Below are 22,330 nucleotides of genomic sequence, written 5' to 3' on the forward strand. Positions count from 1 at the left end.
ACAAACGCGGCAGTTCCTGCAATCCGCGGCCGTTGCAACGGCCGCGGATGCGTGCAACTGCCGCGTTTGTGTCCGGTACAACTGGACCGTGACCATCCACTCCGAGCACCCCTTCCTGCCGCCGGAAGGCGAGCGCTCGCCGGTGCGCCGGTTCCGCGGCCGGCTGCCGGCCCCGGTGACGGTCTGGACCAGCGGCACCGGCGACGCGAAGCCGGCCGGCCTCACCGTCTCCTCGCTGCTGATCTCCGACGGCGACCCGTCCGAGCTGATCGGCCTGATCGACCCCGACTCCGACCTCGCCGACGCCATCGCCCGGCACGGCACCATCGCCGTCAGCCTGCTCAACCGCTCCGACCACGCCCTGGCCGAAGCCTTCGCGGGCACCGCCCCGGCCCCGGGCGGCCCCTTCCGCCTCGCCTCCTGGACCGCGACCGACTGGGGCCCCGTACTCACCGCCACCTCCGCCTGGCTCGGCGCGCGCGTGCAGGACCAACCCGCACCGGCAGGCTGGGCCCTCCTGGTGCGAGCCGTCATCGAGCGGGTGGAGCTCTCACAACCGAGCGAGGATCCCTTGGCTCATCTGCGCGGCCGGTACGGGTCAGTCAGCTAACCCGCCCCTTCAGCCGAGTTGTCAGAACTGAGTTGTGCCATGACACAACTCAGTTCTGACAACTCGGGAGGGGTTGTTACGGTGGTGGAGAAATGACCACCCTTTTGCTCATCCGGCATGGCCGGACCTCGGCCAACACGACCGGCATCCTGGCCGGGCGATCCCCGGGCGTCGAACTGGACGAGGTCGGCCGCCAACAGGCCGCTGCCGTGGGCGAACGGCTCGCCGGGGTTCCGCTGGCGGCGATGATCACCTCCCCGCTGCGCCGCTGCCGGCAGACCGCTCAGGCGATCCTCGCCGTCCGGGACGGGCAGCAGGCGACGGTCGAGAATGGGCTGACCGAGTGCGGGTACGGGGACTGGACCGGGAAGCCGCTGCGGGAGCTGGCGAAGGACAAGCTGTGGTCGACGGTGCAGCAGCAGCCGTCGGCGGTGCGGTTCCCGAACGGTGAGTCGATGACCGAGATGGCGGCCCGGGCGGTCGGCACGGTTCGCGACTGGGACGCGCGGCTGACCGCGGAGCGGGGCGATGCGGTGTGGGCGGCGGTGTCGCACGGCGACGTGATCAAGGCGATCCTGGCCGACGCGCTCGGCCTGCACCTGGACCAGTTCCAGCGGTTGCTGGTGGATCCGGCATCGGTGTCGATCATCCGCTACACGCCGACGAGGCCGTACCTGGTCACCATGAACTCGACCACCACCGACTTCGGGGCGATGCTGAATCCGCCGCCGGCGAAGAAGAAGCGCGCCCGCCGGTCCGCCCCCGACGCACCCGTCGGCGGCGGTCTCGGGTCCGCCGACTGAACGCTCTCGAACACACACCACTAGGCTGGAACGCATGGCGATATTGGTACACCGCTACGACTCGCCGGACAGGTTCGTCGCCGGTACGGTCGGACAACCGGGGGAGCGGACCTTCTTCCTGCAGGCGCGAGAAGGCAACCGGATCACCAGCGTGGTCTGCGAGAAGCAACAGGTCTCCGTCCTGGCCGAGCATCTGGACAAGATCCTCAACGAGGTGGTCCGGCGCAGCGAGGGCGACGCTCCCGTGCCGCCGGCCGCGGCCGGCCCGCAGGACACCCAACCGCTGGACGCGCCGATCACCGAGGAGTTCCGGGTCGGCACGATGACGATCGCCTGGGATCCCAACATCGACCGGATCGTGATCGAGATGTTCTCCAACGTCGAGACGACGGAGGAGGAGGCCGAGGCCCCGGAGCCCGAACCGGAGCAGGAGGTCTCGCCCGAGGACGAGGCGGACGAGGTGTTCGTGGTCCGGATCACCGCCGCGTACGCCCGGGAGTTCGTCGCCCGGTCCCAGGCACTGATCGCCGCCGGTCGGCCGGCGTGCCCGTTCTGTTTGCAGCCGATCGATCCGGAGGGTCACATCTGTCCCCGGGCCAACGGCTACCGTCGCCCGCTGTTCACCTGACGGCGTTGCACCCGGCGCTGGACGCCCGCCTGGATTCGGGCGAGCTGGAGATCACCGGACGCCTGCTCCAGGCTTCCAACGTCACGCTGCTGACCACCCTGACCGCGCCCGGCGCGGAGCAGGGGATCGAGTGTGTCTACAAGCCGATCAAGGGGGAGCGGCCGCTCTGGGACTTCCCGGACGGCACGCTGGCGCTGCGTGAGGTCGCGGCCTACGAGGTGTCCCGGGCGGGTGGGTTCGACCTGGTCCCGGTCACCGTGCTGGTCGACGGCCCGGTCGGCCCCGGCTCGCTGCAGGCCTGGGTCGATGTCGACGAGGACGAGGACGCGTTGATCGATCTGGTGCCGCTCGAGTCGCTGCCGCGGGACGGCTGGTTCACCTGCGTCGAGGGGTACGGGATGGACGAGACCCCGGTCGCGGTGATCCATGCCGATCATGATCAACTCCGGCTGATGGCCGTCCTCGACGTCCTGCTCAACAACGCCGATCGGAAGGGTGGCCACATCCTGGCCAGTCGGGGCGGGGTGTTCGGGGTCGATCACGGCATCTGCTTCCACACCGAGCCGAAGCTGCGCACCCTGCTCTGGGGCTGGGCCGGTGCCGAGCTGCGGCCGGCCGAGCTGGCCTGCGTCGAACGCGCCGCCGCCGAGGCCCCGCCGGTCCTGCGCAAGCTCCTCGCCGAGGACGAGGTCGAGGCCTTCCTCGACCGCGCCGCTCGGCTCATCCGCAACCGCCGCTTCCCGCACCCCCGCTCCGACGACCACCGCACCGTCCCCTGGCCCCCCTTCTGACCCGGCCCGACCTCGAGGGGGTCAGGCCCAGGAACTGGGCTTGGGTCGTTTCTCTACCTGTGGCGAGAAATGCGGCCGGATCGGCCCGAGCAACGCACATTTCTCGCCACAGGTAGAGAAACGAACGGTCCAGCGGGCACGGCGGTCAGGTGAAGAGGGATTCGCCGAGGTAGGAGGACTCGGCCGCGGCGCCGGGCGGCACGGCGAACAGGGCCGAGCCGGTGTGCTGGAGGTATTCCATCAGGCCGTCCTGAGCGGAGAGCCGGGTCTGCATCGGGATGTAGTGGCTGCGCGGGTCGCGGACGAAGGCGATGAAGAACAGCCCGGCGTCGAGCCGGCCCAGGCCGGTGGTGCCGTCGACGAAGTTGAAGCCGCGGCGCAGCATCCGTACCCCGTCGTTCTGATCGGGATGGGCCAGCCGGACGTGGGCGTCGGTGCCGATCAGGGGCACGCCGCCGCGACCGGACAGGCCGAAGTCGGGCTGGCTGAACTCCGTGCCACCGGACAGCGGCGCCCCGGCGTCCTTGGTCCGGCCGATCAGATTCTCCTGCTCCCGCAGGGAAGTACGGTCCCAGGGTTCGATCGCCATGCTGATCCGGCGGGTGATCAGATACGTCCCGCCGGCCAGCCAGCCGGCCGCCCGGTCGGCGCCCGGCGGCACCCAGACATGATCATCGAGCAGCGCCGGATCCTCGGCCTTGAGGTTCGCGGTGCCGTCCTTGAAGCCGAACAGGTTGCGCGGTGTCGCCTGCCCGGTCGAGGTCGACGAGGTCCGGCCGAAGCCCAGCTCGGACCAGCGGATCGCCGCGGTGCCGAACGCGATCCGGGCCAGGTTGCGGATCGCGTGCACGGCGACCTGCGGATCGTCGGCGCAGGCCTGGACGCAGAGATCACCGTCGCTCCGGGCGGGGTCGAGCTTGTCGGCCGGGAAGTGCGGCAGCCGGCGCAGCGCGGCCGGTTGCCGGTCGGCCAGCCCGAACCGGTCCCGGCGATGATCATCACGGAACAGGGTCGGCCCGAAGCCGAAGGTCAGGGTCAGTCCGGACGGCGGCAGCCCGACCGCCTCGCCGGTGTCGTCCGGCGGCGCGTCGTACGGGCCCGAGGTGGGGCCGAATTCCCCGGCGCCGAGGCCCTGGGTCAGCCGGGCCGCGGCGGCGGTCCACTTCCGCAGCAGGTCGATCAGCGCGGCCCGGTCCTCGGTCGTGACGTCGAACGCGGCGAAGTGCAGTCGATCTTGGACCGGTGTCGCGATGCCGGCCTGATGCGTGCCGTGGAAGGGATAACGGCGTTCGGCCGGCGGGGCGGCGCCCACCCCCGCGGCCGACGGACCGGCGAGCCAGCGGTCGCCGGCGACCCCGGCCGCGATGCCGGCGCCGAGCACCGCCGCCCCGGCCCCGGCCGCCCCGAACAACCCGCGCCGGGACAGCCCGGTCCGCCCCGACCCTGCCGATGCCCGGTCGGCATCCGACTCGGACCCGGCCGGCTCCCGAGGGGAGTCGGCCTCCGGCGGCTGGTCCGCTCCGGCCATGATCAGACGACCGCGGCGGTCATCTTGGACAACGGCTCGGACAGGGCGTTGACCGCGTCGGACAGCTGCTTGATCTGATCAGTGGTCAGCTCGTCGTAGAGCACGAATCCCTCGCCGTCGCGGTGTTGATCAAGCAGCTTCTGCAGCTCGGTGAACCGCTGTCCGATCTGCTGCTCCAGCTCCGGATTCCGCTTCTGCAGCAGGGGTTTCAGCCCCTCGTAGCCGATCCTGGCGCCGTCGACGTTGGCCTGGAAATCCCACAGGTCGGTGCGCGACCAGTACTCCTCCTCACCGGTCACCTTCCCGGTCGCGACCTCGTCCAACAGTCCCTTGGCGCCGTTGCCGATCTGGTCGGCGGTGAAGGTCAGATCCCGGGTCCGGTCGTACAGTTCCTGCGTATTGGCGACAAGATCATCGGCGTACTTCTTCCGGCCGGCGGCGTCGAGCGCCTGGTAACCCTTGGCCCGGGCCGGCCACAGATCCTTCTCGATCCGGTGCCAGCCGGTCCATTCGTCGCCCTCGGCCAGGTCGGCCTCGCGCAGGTCCATCTTCGGATCAAGATCACCGAACGACTCGGCGACGGTCTCGATCCGTTCCCAGTGCTCCCGGGCCTCGGGATAGAGCGCCCGCGCCTCCTCGTCGGAGCCGCCGGTGTACAGGTCGGCGAACTTCTGCGTCGCTGCGAGCAACTGCTCGGTCTGATCCTTGACGTAGGCCCGGTAGAGCTGGTTGGCCTGCTCGACCAGTGCCGCCTCGTCACCGGACGGCGAAAGGTCGGCGCCGGAGTCGGTCACGGTGAACGCTGCCCGGATCCCGTCGCCGACCATGCCCGGCTTGCAGGCGGTGAAGTAACCGCCGGGTGGCGCGGTCAGCACCAGGTCGCGGGACAGCCCGGGCCCGATGTTCTCCACCTCGCCGATGATCCGCAGCCCATCGGCGCCGAGCAGATAGAACTCGGTCACCTGGCTGCCGCCGTTGGTCACGGTGAAGGTGAGATTGCCCGACGGTGCCTCGGCGGCCGAGACGGCGCACGCGGAGTCGCTGGCCTGGACGGTCAGCGCCTTCGGGTCGCCGGACGGGCCGGCCGCGCCGGGAGTCGCGTTGTCGGTGCAGCCGGTGAGCGCGAGCAGCAGCGCGGCCGGCACCAGGGCGGCGGGCAGGGCCCGGGTGGTGCGGATCATGACGTTCCTTCGGTACGGGCCGCGACGCCGACGATCGTCCGCTGCCGGCTGCGGCGTTGAATCAGGGTGAGGAAGATGATCAAGGTCGGGACGGCGTAGCCGAGCCAGGCGACCAGCTCCAGCCAGGTGGTCGCGGGGGAGAAGTTGAACACGCCCTTGAGCAGGGTGCCGTACCAGGAGGTCGGCGGGATCGCCGCGGAGACGTCGAACGCGAGATCGTTCAAGCCGGGCAGGAATCTGGCCTCCTGCAGGTCGTGCACGCCATAGGACAGCACGCCGGCGGCGACGATGATCAGGAAGGCGCCGGTCCAGGTGAAGAACCGGGTCAGATTGATCTTGATCGCGCCGCGATAGAACAGATAGCCGAGCAGCACCGCGACCAGGATCCCGAGCAGCGCACCGGTCAGCGGCACGACAGTGCTCGACCCGGCCCGCAGCGCCGTCTGGGTCGCGGCCCAGAGGAACAATGCGGTCTCCAAACCCTCCCGGCCGACGGCCAGCAGCGCGACAACGACCAGCGACCACGGCCGCGCCTCCACCGCGGAGTCGATCTTGGTCCGCAGTTGACCGGACAGGCCCTTCGCCGCCCTGGCCATCCAGAAGATCATCCAGGTGACGAAGCCGACCGCGATGATCGACAACGACCCGCCGATCAGCTCCTGCGCCTCGAAGGTCAGCCCCTTCGGGCCGAAGGTCAGCAGCGCCCCGAACAGCAGCGACACCACGATCGCCAGGCCCACCCCGAGCCGGATCCGCGGCAGCAGCTGCCGTCGGTCGGACTTGACCAGATAGGCGACCAGGATGCTGACCACCAGCGCGGCCTCGAGGCCCTCGCGCAGGCCGATCAGGAAGTTCGCGACCATCGTGTCCCCTCCAACTGCCCCGACGCTCGACCTGACACCGGCGTGAATGAGGCTTGCCTAAGCTAACGCCGCAGTCCCACCCTGGCAAGCCTCCGAGTTGTCAGAACTGAGTTGTGCCCCGACACAACTCAGTTCTGACAACTCGGCGTACCGCGGCTTGGACCGGGCGAGGGGCGCGAGCGGCGCTGGTTAGGGTTGGTCCATGCAGGCATGGCGCGTACCGGACATGTCCCGCCTGGCGGGATCGGGGGGCACGGTTTCGGTGCACGACACGGCCGGCGGTGCCGTCGTTGCGGTCGGCCCGCCCAGCGGGACGGCGCGGATGTACGTCTGCGGCATCACGCCCTACGACGCGACGCACATCGGCCACGCCAACACCTATGTGGCGTTCGACCTGCTCAATCGCGCCTGGCGGGACGCCGGGCTTGCCGTCGACTACGTGCAGAACGTGACCGACGTCGACGACCCGCTGCTGGAGCGGGCGACGGAGACCGGGGTCGACTGGCGCGACCTGGCCAAGGACCAGATCGAGCTGTTCCGGGCCGACATGGCCACGCTGAACGTGCTGCCGCCCGACCACCTGGTCGGTGCGGTCGAGTCGATGGACCTGGTGACCGCGCTGATCGAGCGGCTGCGCGGAGTCGACGGCGCGATCTATCCGGTCGATGACCATGATCATCCCGACCTCTATTTCGCCCGCGCCGCCGACGGCCGGTTCGGCACCCTGTCCAAGCTCGGCGCCGAGGCGGTGGAGATTTTCGCCGACCGCGGTGGTGATCCGGATCGGGCCGGCAAGAAGGATCCGCTGGACTGTCTGGTCTGGCGGCTGGAACGAGACGGCGAGCCGAGCTGGCCGTCGCCGTTCGGCCCGGGCCGGCCGGGCTGGCACATCGAGTGCACCGCGATCGCGCTGGAGCTGCTCGGCCCCGAGTTCGACGTGCAGGGCGGCGGCAGCGATCTGATCTTCCCGCACCACGAGATGTGCGCGGCCGAGGGCCGGGTGGCGACCGGGCGCGAGTTCGCCCAGGCATACGTGCACAGCGGCATGGTCGCCCTGGACGGGGAGAAGATGTCGAAGTCCAAGGGCAACCTCGAACTGGTCTCCCGGCTCCGGGCCCAGGGCGCCGATCCGATGGCGATCAGGCTGGCCCTACTCTTCCAGCACTATCGCGACGACTGGTCCTGGACCCCCGACCTGCTCACCGACGCCGAGGCGCGACTCGACCGCTGGCGCGAGGCCGTCCGGCGCGACGCGGGCGTCGGCTCGGCCGAGACGCTGGCCGAGGTCCGCGCGGCCCTCCGGAATGATCTTGACGCCCCGGCCGCGCTGGCCGCGATCGACGCCTGGGCCGGCGCCACCCTGACCATCGACAGCGACGACACCGAGGCCCCGACCCTGATCGCGGCCGCCGCGGACGCCCTGCTCGGCGTCCGGCTCCAGGACGACGACCGGTCCTGATCCCGCCGGCGCCCACCGGCCGAGCAGGCGTGGAATCCAAGATCACCACTGAGTCTTGACGCGGCCGGTCGGCGCCGCGACACTCAAGCCAATCGAATCTGCGTGGTTCGCGTGCTCCCGGTGCGCTCCCGACGACTCGGGCTGTCGTTCTCACCGCTGAGAGCAAGGTGCTTCCTGACCTCGAAAGGTCCCTCAGATGAGCCGTCGCGCGTTCCGCCGTCCGCCCCGGACGTCTCGATCACTGATCATCGGCCTCTCCGTGACGCTGCTGGCCGGCTTCGGCGTGACCCCGGCGCTGGCCGAGACCGGTGACCGCCCGGCGGTGCCGGCGGACGACCCGGCCGCCGCGTCCCGGCCGGCCGCCGTTCCGGAACCGGTCCGGGACCCGGCGCCGCCCGTCGCCACCGAGCCGGCCGCACCGGGACTGAACGGCGACCCGCGGGACGTCGGCGACCAGCTCAGCCTGACCTATTTCGGCTGCAAGGACAGCACGCCGCAGACGTACCAGGTCCCGAAGAACACCCACAGCGTCTACGTCGAGGTCGTCGGCGGCGAAGGCATGACCCCGGATCCGTCGCGGACCGGCTGGGGCGGCAGCGCGGGTCAGCTGACCGGCGTGCTGCGGGTCAATCCCGGCGATCTGCTGACGGTCGCCGTCGGTTGCAAGGGCAGCGCCGACGGTGGCAAGTCTCCGTACGCGAAGGGCGGCGCCCGCGGCGAGGGTCACGACCGGGTCGCCTTCGGCATCGACTCCTACGGGATCAGCGGCGGTGGCGGCGGCGGCGCGTCCGCAGTGCTGCGCAAGGACGGCGACGAGACCACCACGATGGCGGTGGCCGGCGGCGGTGGTGGGGCGGCCGGCGGCGGCGTCGACTGCACGAAGTACGCGATCGAGGCCGAGGTCGGCGAGCACGGCAAAGAGGGCGACGCCTTCTGGTATTCCTGCTATCCGCCGGTGCAATCACCGGGCGGTGACGGCGGCGACGGCGGCCTCGAGCCGGGCGCCGGCACGGTCGGTAAGTTCAACGAGGAAGAAGCAGCGCCGGGCGGCGACGAGTGCGAGGAGGCCGACCGCGCCGGGTTGCCGGGCGGCGACTTCGACGAGCTCGGCGGCGGTGGGGGCGGCGGCGGAGGCGGCGGTGGCTACCACGGAGGTTGCGGCGGCAGCGCGGCACAGGAGTCCGCGATTCCGGAACCGCCGCCGGGCTCGGTGACCGGCATCGGCGGCAACGGCGGCGGTGGTGGCAGCTCCTACGCCAACCAGGACGTGTTGAGTCAGGCCCGGTTCGCCGCGGCCGACAACGCCGGCGACGGCTACGTGCTGTTCCTGACCGGCGCCGACGACCTGCGGACGACCAACTTCGGCCTCACCAAGAAGGTCGAGGAGCTGTGCGTTCCGGCCGGCACCGACGAGATCTTCGTCAACGCCGTCGGCGGCGCCGGCGCGGGCGCCGGCCCGAACTTCCCGGGTGTCGGCACGGGTGGCAGCGCCGGAGTGGTGCAGGCGGTGGTCCCGGTGACCCCGGGCAAGAAGGTGCTGGTCGCGGTCGGTGAGCGCGGCCGGGGCAGCGGCGGCTGGGGCGACGGCCAGGGCGGATCGGCCGGCACCGGCGGGGTGTCGGACAACCTCAAGGACGGTGGCCCGGGCGGCGGCTCGTCGGCGGTGCAGAGCACCACCACCGACTGCAAGGCCGCCGGCGCGGCGGGCAAGACCTACCTCGTGGTCGCGGCCGGCGGCGGAGGTGGTGGCGGCGACGCGAATCTCTACGACGGCGGCGACGGCGGCGACGGGGGCCTGCCGCCCAAGGCCGGCAAGGCCGGCGACAGCTTCGACTCCGGTCCCGGCGGCGCCGGCGGCGACAACCCCGCCCAGGGCAACGGGTCCCGCGACGGCGGCGACGGCACCGGGGCCGGCGACGGCGGCGGGGGCGGCGGTGGTGGCGGCGGCTACTGGGGCGGCGGCAAGGGCCACGGCCCGTCCGGCGGCCAGACCGGGGCCGGCGGTGGTGGCGGCGGCGGGCGGTCGTACGCCAAGGCGGTCAACCCGAAGCAGGTCCGCTTCGCGACCGGCGCCAAGGGCGACAAGGAATTCGACGGCTCGGTCCAACTGGTCGTGCCGTTCCCGTCCCGACGGGCCGAGGTCGACGTGACCGGCGGCAGCCAGCAGTCGGCGACCAGCGGCCAGCGGTACGCGGAGCCGCTGACCGGCCAGGCCCTCGACGACGACGGCTTCCCGATCGCCGGCGCCAAGGTGACCTTCACCGCCCCGGCCGGCTACGTCACGTTCCCCAACGGCTCCCAGACCAGCTACCGGGTCACGGCCGACGGGGCCGGGAAGGTCTCGGTCCCGGTGCAGGCGTTGCAGCCGCCGTGGACCACCGGCGCCTTCACCGTCACGGCCAGCATCGACGACCAGCCGACCTACAAGGCCGGCAGTTTCGGCCTGTTCAACAGCGGCGTCGCCACCGACGTCGTGGTGTCGTCGGCCACCCAGGACACGGTGATCAACGCCGACGCGCCGGTGGCCCTGACTGCGACCGTCACCAAGAAGGCGCCCCGGCCGAGCCCGGATCCGTACGGCGTGCCGATCGGTCGGCTGCAGTTCCTCGTCGACGGCGTCGCGGCCGGCGAGCCGGTGACGTTGGACGCGAACGGCGTCGCCCGCACGTCGGTGTCCGGGCTGAGCCAGGGCACCCGGCAGTTCGCCGCGCGCTATCTCGGCGACGACGCCGAGGTGTTCTCACCGGCGGAGGGCCGGACGGTGCAGGCGGTCGAGGTCGACTTCGCCACCCTGGCGTTGCAGGTCACGCCGGGCGCGGAGGCGCCGGCCGGTGAGCCGGTGACGTTCTCGCTGGCGGTGACGGCCCCGGAAGGGGTCACGGTCGAGCCGACCGGCACGGTCCGCTACTCGGTGGACGGCGTCGAGGTGGGCAGCGCGGCGGTGACCGACGGCCGGGCGACCTCCGCTCCGATCAAGGATCTAGCGCCGGGCGAGCACTACGTCGTCGCCCAGTATTCCGGCGACAACGGCTTCCTGCCCGACCGGGCGACCACCTTCGTCTACGTCCAGCAGGCGACGAAACTGACCCTGACCCCGTCGCGGCTCTCGGTCGGCCCGGGGCAGACGCTGACCCTGAGCGCGACCGTCGCCGCCGTCGCGGCGGCCGGCCGGGCCGGAGGGTCGCGCGTCGCGGCCGCCGATCCACCGCGGGGCACGGTCGAGTTCCGCTCCGACGGCGAGACCCTGGTGTCCATACCGCTGCGGGACGGTAAGGCAGCGACACCGCCGCTGACGCTCGGCCGCGGCACTCATTGGGTCACCGCGACCTATTCGGGTGAGGACCGGTTCGCCAGCAGCACCGCCGGCGCCTACGTCTACGACGGCCGGCAGCAGCTCACCGGACCGGGGGCGGAGCCGCCGATCGTGAAGACCTTCAGCTGCGCCGGCAGCAACAGCCAGCCGTTCGAGATCCCGCAGGACCATGCGGGCTACTGGATGGACATCGTCGCCGCGGGCGCGGCCGGCGCGAACCTGACGTACTCCTCGGGAGGCCGCGGCGGGACCGCCGCGGGCCGGATCGACGTCCAGCGCGGGCAGAAGTTCCTGATCGATGTCGGCTGCAACTCGACCGGCCAGGAGCCGGGCCGATCCGGTTACGCTCCCGGCGGCCGCGGCGGCGACCCGCATGAGGTGCTCAACCTGCTCGCCGAACCCGGCGGGGGCGGCGGCGGTGCCTCCGCGGTCCGGCTCGGCAACCAGACCCTGCTGGTCGCGGCCGGCGGTGGCGGCGCCAGTGGCGCCGGACACCTGCACGGTGCAGCGTCGGCCAAGAACGGCGGCAACGGCGGAGCCCCGGCCCAGCCGGGTCAGTCCTGCGGACCGAAGGACGGCAAGGGCAAGTGCGTCGGCGGTACGGCCGGCTCCGGCGGCACGGTCCATCCGGGCCGTGGCGCGAACGGCGCCAAGCTGCCGTGCCTCAACCACGACGAGGGCCAGGGCGGCTCCGGCGCCGGCGGTGGCGGCTACACCGGTGGCGGCGGCGGGACCTGGCGCGGCTGCGACGCGAAGGACTACGCGGCCGGCGGCGGCGGTGGGCTCTCCTACCTCGCCCCCGGAGTCGACCAGCCGCACTTCGGGACCAGCACCTCGCGCGGCGCCGGCTCGGTGACGGTGACGCTGACCCCGTTCCCGGCCGTACGGCTGGACGTCAGCAGTGCACCGGTGGCGCCGAAGCTCGGCGACCGGCTCGAGTTCGGCGCTCAGTTGCTGCGCACGGCCGCGGACACCCCGAGGCCGACCGGCAAGATGACCTTCTTCAGCGGCGCCACCCCATTGGGCACGGCCACGCTCGACCAGGGTGGATACGCGGCCAGCACGCCGACCGATCGGCTCCCGGCCGGCCCGTTCCCGGTCACCATCAGCTACTCCGGCGATCAGCACTACGACGCGCTGCAGGAGACCGTGGTGATCAACGTCGTGCCCGGATCGACGGCCGGGACACTGGCCGCCGATCCCGGGCAACAGGCCGAGGGCGATCCGGTGGTCGGCACGATCACCCTGCCGCCGGCCTTCGATTCGGGCCCGGTGCCGACCGGCACCGTGCAGTTCCTGCTCGATGGCACGCCGCTCGACGTACCGGTGCTGGTGGACCGGGACGGGATCGCCAGCAGCGCCCGGAGCGAGCCGTTGGACTTCGGCCCGGGAGTCCTCTCGGCCGTCTATTCCGGCGACGCCAACTACGAGGCGAGCACGATCACCACGAACGTGTTCGGCCGCGGGTCGGTCTTGATCACCGGGAGCGCCACCCCGGACCCGATTCCGAACGGACGGGGTGGCCCGCCGGTCACCCTGGGCGCCGCGCTGGAGCCAGTCGGCGACGCGACCGGAACCCCCGGCGGGACGGTCCGGTTCACGATCGACGGAGCCGCCGTGATCGGCCCGGACGGCTCGGAGATCGGGGCCGTGCCCGTGGTCGACGGTCGGGCCACCACTCCGCCGATCGACGTCAGTGGACTGGCGCCGGGACCACACCAACTCACGGTCAGCTACTCCGGCGACACGGCCTTCCAGCCGGCGACGCGGACCCAATCGGTGCAAGTGGCCGGATCGGTGACCGAACCCGGCCCCGGTCCGGCTCCGGGCGAGCCGCCGACCGTTGTGCCGACGCCGCCAGGTGTCGAAGATCCGAGCCCGGCGCCGCCCGGTCCGGACGAACTCCCCGGCACCGGGGCGCCGGCGGCACCGTTCGCCTTGCTCGGTCCCCTGATGCTGCTGGCCGGGGCGCTCGTCCTGGCCGCCGGTCATCGGCGACGGAGGTCGAACCTGAAGGAGTGACAGAAGCGCGCGGACTCTGCCGACGCTGCGCGCCATGGTGACGACGGTGCTAGCATTGCTGTCAGTGACAGCGACAGATCCGGGGTGATCAGCATGACGACCATGACCATTCGCGGTCTCGATGAGGAAACTCGACGTCGTCTTCGGGTCCGTGCGTCCAGCAAGGGCCGCTCGATGGAGGCGGAGGTTCGCGCGATTCTGCGCCAGGCCGTGCAGGCCGAGGGGAGCGGGCCCGGCCTCGGATCTCGCATCCACGCGATGTTCGCCGACGTGGACACCAGCGAGTTCGAGGTGCCGGAGCGGAAGGACGAGGCTCGGGCCGTCGACTTCGACGCATGATCGTGCTCGACACGAATGTGCTGTCCGAGTTGATCAAGCCGCAGCCGTCAGCCGCGGTGCTCGCGTGGGTCGATCGGCAGGACCCGGCCGAGCTGTGGATCACCGTCATCACCGTGGCCGAGTTGCTGGCCGGTGTCGCGCGAATGCCCGGCGGTCGACGGCAGGACCTGCTACGGGTCGCTGTATCGCAGCTGATCGACGATGAGTTCGGAGAGCGGATCTGCGACTTCGATCGGGCCGCGGCTGTTGAGTACGCCTACGTCGTTTCCGCCCGCAAGGCCGCCGGTCGCCCGATCGGCCTGGCGGATGCGCAGATCGCCGCCACCTGCCGAGCGCGGTCCGCCGTTCTGTCGACCAGGAACACACCGGACTTCATCGGCACGGGAATCGAGCTGTTCGACCCGTGGTCGAAGGACTGACGTCGTCCCGCGTGACGAAACCGCACGGCGGACCGCGGATCGGGCTCGGGAATAGCGGTGCGACAATGGCGGTTGACGAGTTCGAACAAGCTCGCGCGTGTTCCGGGGTCGGTGTAATTCCGAGCCGGCGGTGATAGTCCGCGACCCGGCCGAAAGGCCGGTTGATGTGGTGAAACTCCACGACCGACGGTGAAAGTCCGGATGGGAGGAACCGCGAGGGACGACGTACGTCCGCGTTCGCCCGGCTCCGGGTGAGCGATCAGGCGACGCCGTACCTCCACACCCCGGTGCCCGCACATCGGAGGAGTGGAGAGGTTCGTGGATTTCTCGGCATTGCTGCTCGGCTTTCTGAACGCCAAGCTCGACATCGGCCCCGGCATCCTGTGGCGCGAGATCATCGGCAACGGGTTCGGGCTGGCCAGCGCCGTCCTCGGGATGAACCGCCGGGTCTCGGCCTGGCCGATCGGCATCATCGGCAACATCCTGCTGTTCACTGTCTTCCTCGGCGGGGTGTTCCACACGCCGCAGGACCTGGACCTGTGGGGCCAGGCGGGCCGGCAGATCTTCTTCTTCGCGGTCAGCGTGTACGGCTGGATCCGCTGGTACCAGTTCCGCAAGGCGAGCGTCGACGGCAAGGCCGGCGTGCAACCGCGCTGGGCAGGCTGGCGCGGCCGGTTGCAACTGATCATCGGCGCGGTGATCTTGTGGACGGTCTTCTACTTCGTGCTCAGCGCGCTCGGCTCCTGGGGCCCGGCGGCCGACGCGTGGATCCTCACCGGCTCGATCCTCGCGACCTACGGGATGGCCCGCGGCTGGGTCGAGTTCTGGCTGATCTGGATCGCCGTCGACGCGGTCGGGGTGCCGCTGCTGCTGACCGCCGGTTACTACCCGTCGGCGATCATGTATCTGATCTACGGCGGCTTCTGCCTGGCCGGCTTCCTCACCTGGTGGCGGCTGGAGCGCCTCGGCCAGGTGGCCGTCGAGCCGCAACCGGCCGCACCGGCTCCGGCGACGGCCGACCAGATCCAACGGCATTAGACCAATCCGCCAGATCCGACGTGGCCGGCCGGGTCGCGTGACGGCCGGTTGGTCCGGGAATTCCACCGTAGTCAAGGATCTCCGGTCGACAGCCGTCGAGGCGGGCCGATCGGCCGAGATCGGCGAATGCGTGCAGCAGGTCTAATCGTCCTCGATTTCGGCGGCTCCTCGGCCGCTCCGGCGCGGCTAGCGTCAGCGCATCGACTGATGATCAGCATCAGCCCGATCGGTCGAGGAGAAAGCCATGTCCGGATCGGTCCCGCGTCGTCTGTCCCGGCGCACCGTGCTCGGTGGTTCGATGGTGGCCCTGATGGGCGCCGGCGGTTGTGCGATGGGTGGTGGCGCCGGCAGCGGTGCTCCGGTCAGCCCGCGCCCGACCACCGCCGACAACCCGTTCGGCGTCGTCGTCGACCAGCCGGTCGAGTTCTTCAACTTCGAGGGCGGCTACGGCCACGACTGGTTCGACGTGCCGGTCAGGCTCTACAACGAGCGGTTCCCGAACTCGAAGCTGGCCTACAAGAGCAGCCAGGATCTCCCCAAGGAGTTGCAACCCCGCTTCGTCGACGGGACGCCGCCGGACCTGATCGGCAACGTCGGGCTGGACACCGCCGGCCTGGTCAAGCAGGGCCGGCTGGTCGATCTTGGCCCGGTGCTGGACGCGCCGGCGTACGACACCGAGGGCAAGACCGTGGCCGAGACCCTGCTGCCGGGTGTCGCCGGGGTGGGCGTCTACGACGGCAAGCGCTACTCGGTGCCGTCGGGCTACGGCCTGAACGGCGTCTGGTACTCCAACAAGCTGATGACCGAGCACGGCTGGACCTATCCGGAGACCTTCGACGCGATGCTCGCGTTGTGCGCGGAGATCAAGCAGGCCGGGCTGGCGCCGTGGACGTACCAGGGCAAGTATCCGGGCTACATGTGGGGCCCGATCATGGGCACCGCGGAGAAGGCGGCCGGACCGCAGCTCGGCGTCGCGGTCGACAACCTGGAGCCGGGCGCCTGGCAGCAGGAGGCGCTGGTCGAGTCGGCGGCCAAGTACGGCGAGTTGTTCGCCCGCGGCTACATCCTGGACGGGACGGCAGGACTGACCCACACCCAGGCGCAGACGTACTGGGCGCAGGGCAAGGCCGTCTTCATCCCGTGCGGCGCCTGGCTGGAGAACGAGCTCGGCGACATCGCCCCGAAGGATCTTCAGATGTCGGCCAAGCCGGCCCCCGGCCTGGGCGCCGGCGACGCGCTGCCGTTCGCCGCCTGCAACGGCGGGCCCGGCGGTGATCTGCTGGTCGCCGCCGATGCGCCCAATCCGGGCGGCGGGATGGAACTGTTGCGGGCGATGCTGTCGGTCGAGGCCTCGCGTCGCCGGATCGAGGTGACCCGATCGCTCGGCATCGTCAAGGGCGCCGGCGACGGGGCCGACGTGTCGTACGCGATGACGTCGATGAACGACATGATCGCCGCCGCCGGGGACGACGTCGGCAGCTACTGGATGTTCGGCACCTGGTATCAGGCGCTGCAGAAGGAGGTCGACAACGCCACCGGCGCGCTGCTCACGGGCTCCGTCGACGCGGCGGGCTGGGCGGCCCGGATCCAGAAGAAGGCGGACGCGATCGCGGCGGACTCGTCGGTGACCAAATATCGCCGAGAGGCCAAGTGATCACCGGGCCTCGCGAAGTGACCTGAGATGCATCACCACAAGTGGAGATTCATCCTCTCCGCCTTGATCATCCCGGTGGCGCTCTACTTCGTCTTCGTGATCTCACCGTACGGCCAGGCGGTGTGGATCGCGATGACCGACTGGGGCGGCTATTCGGCCGACTGGAACTTCGTCGGCCTGGACAACTTCGTCCGGGTGTTCCGCGACACCGACTTCCTGCGTGCCCTGGGGCACAACGTGATCTTGCTGGTGGTCTGCCCGGCGCTGATCATCCTGCTCGGCCTGTTCCTGGCCACCATGATCACCTTCGGCGGGTCCGGCCAGCGCGGCAGCCGGGCGGTGACCGGCGTCCGCGGCGCCGGGTTCTATCGGATCGTTTACTTCTTCCCCAGCGTGCTCTCGATCGCGGTGATCGCGGTGATGTGGCAGGCGGTCTTCGAGCCGCGGAACGGCCTGCTGAACGGGTTCCTGACGGCGGTCGGGCTGGACGGGCTGCGGCAGGTCTGGCTGGGTGATCCGCGCACGTCGCTGGCCAGCGTGATCGCGGTGATGGTCTGGGTCTCGGCCGGCTTCTACGTCGTGCTGTTCACCGCGGCGATGGCGTCGATCCCGACCGAGATCATCGAGGCGGCCCTGATCGACGGTGCCAACCGGTGGGCGACCTTCTGGCGGATCGTGCTGCCGCTGGTCTGGTCGCCGGTGCAGACCGCGATCATCTTCTTGATCATCGGCGCGCTGGACGCCTTCGCGGTGGTGCAGATCCTGACCAACGGGGGACCGGACAACTCGAGCACGGTGATGGCCCTCTACATGTACGAGACCGCGTTCAAGTCCAGCAACTTCGGCTACGCCTCGGCGATCGGCGTCACCCTGCTGGTGATCACGCTGGTCCTGACCACCGTCACCCTGCGGATCACCAGGAGGGAGGTCTGATGAGCCGGACCGGAACCCTGGACCGGGTCGCCCCGCCCGCCCCGGCCGCCGCGCCGAGCGGGCTCGGGCCGCTGACCCGGCTCGGCCGGGTGGTGCTCGGCACACCCGCCCAACTGGTGCTGATCTGCTGGGCGATCATCGTCTGCGTACCGATGCTGTGGTCGTTCGTCAGCTCGTTCAAGTCCGACGCGGAGATCTTCGAGAGCCCGTGGTCGCTGCCGGAGGTCTGGCACTGGGACAACTTCGTCCGCGCCTGGAACCAGTCCAACATCGGCTCGTACTTCCTCAACACGATCATCGTGGTCTCGCTCGGGTTGATCTTGACCCTGGTGCTCTCGTCGGTGGTCGCCTACGTGTTGGCCCAGTTCCGGTTCTTCGGCCGCACCTTCCTCTACTACCTGTTCGTCGGCGGCATGGCCTTCCCAGGCTTCCTGGCGCTGGTGCCGTTGTTCTTCGTGGTCAAGAACCTCGGGCTGCTGAACAGCTACGGCGGGCTGATCATCGTCTATGCGACCCAGTCGCTGTCCTTCTCGGTGTTCTTCCTGACCGCCTTCTTCCGGTCGCTGCCGATGGAGCTGGCCGAGGCCGCGCTGCTCGACGGCGCCGGGCACTGGCGGGTCTTCTGGTCGGTGATGCTGCCGCTGGCCCGGCCGGGCCTGATCAGCATCGGCATCTTCGACTTCCTCGGCATGTGGAACCAGTACGTGCTGCCGATCGTGCTGATCACCGACCCGTCGAAGTTCGTGATCGGCCAGGGCCTGGCCAACCTGGCCGTCAACCAGGGCTATGCCAGCGACTTCTCCGGGCTGTTCGCCGGCCTGACCATCGCCACCGTCCCGGTGTTGCTCGTCTATCTGATCTTCCAGCGCAAGATCACCGCGGGCATGACCGTCGGCGCCCTGCGCTGACCCGGCCCCGCGCCGCCCACCTCCCGAAGCCGGGTTCGGTGTCGTCGCGGGTCACCGGACGGGCGGCGGCATCGGCTCCAGGATCTCCTCCCGCCGCCGGGCCGCGCCGATCACCGCCCAGAGTCCGGTCAGCAGCAAGCCGGTGCCGAGCAGGTCCGAACCGACCAGGGCGAAGCGTTCCAGATCGACCGCGAAGGTCACGGCGAGCTGATCGAACGCCGTGATCACCATCGCGATGGTGAAGTAGCCGACCAGCGCCAGCGCCCGGGCCGGCCGGGGAAACCGGGGCGAGTCCTGGTTGGCCTCGGCGCCGCCGGTGAGCAGACCCCAGACCAGACCGATGATCATCAACGCCCCGCCGGTGCTGCCGAGCAGCCAGCCGAGCGGGTCGGCGACCAGCTCCCGGAGGGCGACCGCGAGCCCGAGCACCAGGGCCAGCGCCACCGCCTCCTGCCGGACCGGGGTGAGCCGCCGCCGCACCGCCCAGCCGATGGTCGCGACCACGGTGACCACGACCACCACCGCGGCCAGGTCGTCCAGCGAGACGGCCACGAACGGGACCTCGAGCAGGGTCAGCAGCCGGACCAGGCAGAGCAGGGTGGCGACGATCGCCAGCTCGGCCAGGCCGCGCCGGCGTCGGCGTACCGCCACCGCGGTGATCACCAGCCCGGCCGCGACGGTCACCGCGAAACCGGCGGTCAGCGGGTCGACCGACCAGCCGAGGCGTTCGGTCAGGGCGCCCGGCCGGTAGTTCACGCCGACGGCGCGGAACACCGGCCAGAGGCCCCACTCGGTCCGGCTCCAGACCCAGTTGATCATGAACGGCGCGACCAGGGCTACGCCGAGCCCCAGGCTGAGGGCGCGGAACGGCAAGGGCAGCTGCGCCAGCCGGGTGTCGCCGGCGACGCGGCCGATCGCCCGCTCCCGGCGATCGATCAACGAGTCCACGACGAGCCAGCCGAACCAGGTCAGGCCGACCACCGCCCCGCCGAGCGACAGCCCGATCAGCTTCGGCAGCGGCGGCACGATCGACGTCCACCACCGGGCCCCGATGATCAGCAACGACAGCGGTGCGAGCAGGCCGACCAGCACGGCCAGGGCCCGCAGTGAGATCCGCCGGCTGATCAACTCCACCAGCCAGCTCGCGCTGGACAGCGCCACCTCGGCCAGGGCGGCCCCGGACACGACGGTGAACGGCAGCGCGAAGACGCCGACCGCCATCAGCGCGACCACCGTCTCCAGGCTGACGTCGAGGGAGCCGCGGTTCAGCGCAGGCCGGACCACCAGCCAGAGCAGGCCGAGCGTCCCGGCGCCGTGCAGCACCAGCAGCGCGGGGAATTCCCACCAGGCATAGCGTCGGGTCCAGCGCCAGCCGGAGAAGCCGATCATGGCGAGCAGGGCCACGGCCGGCCAGATCAACGGCTCCGGTCGATCGGCGAACCGGGCGAAGCCGAGGAAGAAGACGGTGGGGGCGAGCAGCCCGACCACCCGCAGATACCACGGCCCGTGCAGTGCGGCGGCGCCGATCAGCGCCAGCAGCACCAGCGTCACCATGATCATGATCGGGAACAGCTGCGGCGAGATGCCGAACGCCGCGTCGCCCGGTGGCAGCGCCCGCCGGACCGGAACCGCGACCAGGGCCAGCACCACGGCGAGGAGATAGACGCCGAGCCCGATGCCGATCGCCGGCCGGAGCCCGTTCGGCCAACCGCGGGCCCGCAACCGGCCGGACCGGACCGGAGCCACCAGGACCCGGACGAACAGCTCGCGGATCACCTGAAAGCTGACGACAACGGGGGAGGGGCGCCGGTACGCGCCGGCCGGTTGATCACCGTACGCGCCGCTCATCGGTATTCCCACCAGACGTCGCCGCCGGGGCCGCGCTGGACGGCGACCAGGCCGGACGGCGTGACCACCAGGGCGGGGTCGGGTTCGGCGAACCCGTCCGGGTACGGCCACCGGGTGCTGGAGCCGTTCGGCCGGCGGACCTCGATCCCGTCCGGCATCGTCAGCGCGACGGCCGGGCCGACCCGCCGGGCGGACGAGGCGGCGCCGGTCGTCCACCGTTCCCGGCCGGTCAGGTCGAGCGCCCGGGTGCTCTCCTCGCCGAAGATCAGGATCTCGTCGACCCCGCCGGCGAGCAGCGCACCGGCGGCGACCTCGCTGGTCCAGACGGTCCGGCCGTCGGCGGCGGACCGGGCGATCAGCCAGTTGCCGACCTTGATCACCACCAGGTCGTCGGCCAGGGCCAGCTCGGCCGAGTCCTCGTCCACCGCGGCGGTCCAGGATTCTCGGCCGGATCCGGCGTCGAGCACGTGCACGGTGTCGCCGTCCAGGTACGCGATCGTCCGCCCCGCCGGGCCGACCACCGGGGACCAGGGCAGGTCGCCCCCGTCGACGGTCCACCGCACGGCACCGGTCCGGCCGTCGAGCAGTCGCAGTTCGCCGGAGGCGTCGGTGGTCAGCACCCGGTCACCGACGGCGGCGACGTCGACGACCGCGTCCTCGAGCGACCGCTGCCACAGTCGCCAGCCGTCGCTCGCGTACCCGCTGACCGTGCGGGCCGTGGTGCCGACCACCGTGACGTCGCCGATCGTGGCCAGACCGCGGACGGAGCCGCCCGGCCGGACCCGCCAGCGCAGGCCGTAGTAGGACTCCTCGGCGGTGGCGTCGCCGGTCGGCGTCCAGCCGCTGACGGTGCCGTCGACATCGGCGACGACCAGCGTCGAACCGGCGCTGGCCAGCCGCGACGCCGTCCGCGCCGGCTGCTCCTGCCAGCGTCCGGCGAGCCGGCCGAGGAGCCGGACCCGCGCGAACCGGGCCGCGTCGAGCCGGGGTGGCTTGGCCGGGTCGAGGGTGAGCTCGGGCCGGTGCTCCGGCGCCGCGCCCGGCGACCGCTCCAGGGCATGGCTGGGCGCCAGCGCGCCGGCCCACCCGGCGTCGGCGCCGGTGCACCAGGTCGCGCCGAGCATCGCGGGCGTCCGGTCCAGGGTCAGCTCGGCCGACACGGTGAGGCAGGAAGGCAGCGTCTCGCTCGGCCGGGCGCTGATCACCGCTGCCGCCGGTCGCGGTGCCGGATCGTCGGCCGAGCCGGCTCCGGTTGCCGACCTGGCGGTCACGGTGCCGTCCCAGCGCAGCGTCCCGCCGTCGATCAGCTCGGCGGAGAGCAGCGGCAGGCCCGGCCTGAACACGGCCCAGCCGGCAGAGTCCTCGGCGGCGCGCAGCACGATCCGGTCGGTGAGCTGATAGCCGAGCCGGAGCACCCGGCCGTCCTGGTCGGGCCGGATCGCGTCGACCATCAGCCAGGAGCCGTCGGCCTCGGTCGTCGTCCCGATCGCGCGGCGCAGTGGTGCCGACAGCTCGGCCGCTCCGGCCAGCGGCTCGCGCAGTCCCTGGTTCGCCTGCCAGGGCCGACCGTCGCTGGTGTCGATCATGATCGACACCGGGTCACCGGCGGGCAGGTAGCGAGCGATCCCGGGATCGGGCTCGGGCAATCGAGCCGCCGGCAGGGTTGCGGCCAGCACCACGACCAGCAGGACCAACGGCACCAGCAACCGGACCACCCCGCCCGCCGCCGACCGGCGGGGCGGTGGGCCTGGCGGCTGCGGTGACCCGGGTGGCTGCGGCGGTCCGGGCCAAGGGCCGGGCGGCTGCGGTCCCGGCGGTTGCCAGCCGGGTGGCGGGGGTGGGCCGGGAACCGGCCCGGATCCGGGCGTCGGGGCGTACGGGTTCGGCTCGTCGGGCGGCGGTCCGGGGATCGGCGAATACCAGGCCACGGTCAGCGACCCGCGGCGCGGCCGGCCGCACCGATCGGGGGGACGCCGCAGGCCATGGCCGGGAT

17 protein-coding genes and 1 riboswitch are annotated in these 22,330 nt (G+C 71.3%); of the genes, 12 read left to right on the forward strand and 5 right to left on the reverse strand.

From position 1 onward, the window contains the following. Positions 1-88: 88 nt before the first annotated feature. The 4 genes from FNH24_RS24060 (at position 89) to FNH24_RS24075 (ending at position 2,832) form a co-directional block, all read left to right on the forward strand. Positions 89-610 (forward strand): flavin reductase family protein, encoded by a 522-nt coding sequence (locus FNH24_RS24060; protein WP_152364768.1) that lies wholly within the window; start codon positions 89-91, stop codon positions 608-610. A gap of 92 nt (positions 611-702) precedes the next feature. Next, complete coding sequence (locus FNH24_RS24065; RefSeq protein WP_152364769.1) at positions 703-1,413, forward strand: histidine phosphatase family protein; 711 nt, start codon at positions 703-705, stop codon at positions 1,411-1,413. 34 nt (positions 1,414-1,447) lie between these two features. Next, a complete protein-coding gene (locus FNH24_RS24070; RefSeq protein WP_152364770.1) occupies positions 1,448-2,041 on the forward strand; it encodes a DUF3090 family protein in 594 nt (197 codons plus the stop codon). A 5-nt stretch (positions 2,042-2,046) separates the two neighbouring features. Next, positions 2,047-2,832, forward strand: a complete 786-nt coding sequence (locus tag FNH24_RS24075; protein WP_246187044.1) for an SCO1664 family protein — start codon at positions 2,047-2,049, stop codon at positions 2,830-2,832. 145 nt (positions 2,833-2,977) lie between these two features. Here the strand turns inward: FNH24_RS24075 and efeB are convergent, their stop codons facing one another. Genes efeB through efeU form a run of 3 tightly spaced genes read right to left on the reverse strand, consistent with a single transcriptional unit; the run spans position 2,978 to position 6,404 of the window. Next, entirely contained in the window at positions 2,978-4,360 is a 1,383-nt protein-coding gene (gene efeB, locus FNH24_RS24080; RefSeq protein WP_152364771.1) for an iron uptake transporter deferrochelatase/peroxidase subunit, read from the reverse strand. 2 nt (positions 4,361-4,362) lie between these two features. Further along, on the reverse strand, positions 4,363-5,541 hold the full coding sequence (efeO, locus tag FNH24_RS24085) for an iron uptake system protein EfeO (protein ID WP_152364772.1): 1,179 nt from the start codon (positions 5,539-5,541) through the stop codon (positions 4,363-4,365). Then, positions 5,538-6,404, reverse strand: coding sequence for an iron uptake transporter permease EfeU (gene efeU / locus FNH24_RS24090; protein ID WP_152364773.1), 867 nt, complete (start codon positions 6,402-6,404; stop codon positions 5,538-5,540). Before efeU ends, efeO begins: the two co-directional genes overlap by 4 nt. A 202-nt stretch (positions 6,405-6,606) precedes the next feature. Here efeU and mshC point away from each other — a divergent pair, with 202 nt between their 5' ends. The 8 genes from mshC to FNH24_RS24130 all read left to right on the forward strand — a co-directional run bounded on the left by mshC (position 6,607) and on the right by FNH24_RS24130 (position 18,489). After that, positions 6,607-7,863 (forward strand): cysteine--1-D-myo-inosityl 2-amino-2-deoxy-alpha-D-glucopyranoside ligase, encoded by a 1,257-nt coding sequence (mshC, locus tag FNH24_RS24095; protein WP_152364774.1) that lies wholly within the window; start codon positions 6,607-6,609, stop codon positions 7,861-7,863. A 196-nt stretch (positions 7,864-8,059) separates the two neighbouring features. After that, complete coding sequence (locus FNH24_RS32490) at positions 8,060-13,198, forward strand: Ig-like domain repeat protein (protein ID WP_152364775.1); 5,139 nt, start codon at positions 8,060-8,062, stop codon at positions 13,196-13,198. A 93-nt stretch (positions 13,199-13,291) separates the two neighbouring features. Beyond that, positions 13,292-13,537, forward strand: a complete 246-nt coding sequence (locus FNH24_RS24105) for a FitA-like ribbon-helix-helix domain-containing protein (protein WP_152364776.1) — start codon at positions 13,292-13,294, stop codon at positions 13,535-13,537. Next, positions 13,534-13,956 (forward strand): type II toxin-antitoxin system VapC family toxin, encoded by a 423-nt coding sequence (locus FNH24_RS24110; RefSeq protein WP_152364777.1) that lies wholly within the window; start codon positions 13,534-13,536, stop codon positions 13,954-13,956. The genes FNH24_RS24105 and FNH24_RS24110 overlap by 4 nt, the downstream gene beginning before the upstream one ends. Before the next feature lie 93 nt (positions 13,957-14,049). Continuing rightward, a riboswitch (FMN riboswitch) is annotated at positions 14,050-14,173 on the forward strand. Positions 14,174-14,274: 101 nt separating this feature from the next. Then, complete coding sequence (pnuC, locus tag FNH24_RS24115; RefSeq protein ID WP_246187045.1) at positions 14,275-14,994, forward strand: nicotinamide riboside transporter PnuC; 720 nt, start codon at positions 14,275-14,277, stop codon at positions 14,992-14,994. Positions 14,995-15,238: 244 nt separating this feature from the next. Continuing rightward, the gene (gene ngcE, locus FNH24_RS24120) at positions 15,239-16,648 is read left to right on the forward strand and encodes an N-acetylglucosamine/diacetylchitobiose ABC transporter substrate-binding protein (RefSeq protein ID WP_152364778.1); all 1,410 of its coding nucleotides are present in this window, start codon (positions 15,239-15,241) and stop codon (positions 16,646-16,648) included. 27 nt (positions 16,649-16,675) lie between these two features. Beyond that, positions 16,676-17,581, forward strand: coding sequence for a carbohydrate ABC transporter permease (locus FNH24_RS24125; RefSeq protein ID WP_152364779.1), 906 nt, complete (start codon positions 16,676-16,678; stop codon positions 17,579-17,581). Further along, on the forward strand, positions 17,581-18,489 hold the full coding sequence (locus FNH24_RS24130) for a carbohydrate ABC transporter permease (protein ID WP_152364780.1): 909 nt from the start codon (positions 17,581-17,583) through the stop codon (positions 18,487-18,489). The genes FNH24_RS24125 and FNH24_RS24130 overlap by 1 nt, the downstream gene beginning before the upstream one ends. Before the next feature lie 51 nt (positions 18,490-18,540). On the opposite strand, the gene FNH24_RS24135 is transcribed toward FNH24_RS24130, so the two are convergent. Both FNH24_RS24135 and FNH24_RS24140 read right to left on the reverse strand, forming a co-directional pair. Continuing rightward, entirely contained in the window at positions 18,541-20,337 is a 1,797-nt protein-coding gene (locus FNH24_RS24135; protein WP_152364781.1) for a hypothetical protein, read from the reverse strand. Beyond that, positions 20,334-22,052, reverse strand: a complete 1,719-nt coding sequence (locus tag FNH24_RS24140) for an outer membrane protein assembly factor BamB family protein (RefSeq protein ID WP_161606291.1) — start codon at positions 22,050-22,052, stop codon at positions 20,334-20,336. The genes FNH24_RS24135 and FNH24_RS24140 overlap by 4 nt, the downstream gene beginning before the upstream one ends. Positions 22,053-22,330 lie beyond the last annotated feature (278 nt).

Source organism: Microlunatus speluncae (assembly GCF_009299835.1).
In the GTDB taxonomy this organism is placed as follows: domain Bacteria; phylum Actinomycetota; class Actinomycetes; order Propionibacteriales; family Propionibacteriaceae; genus Microlunatus; species Microlunatus speluncae.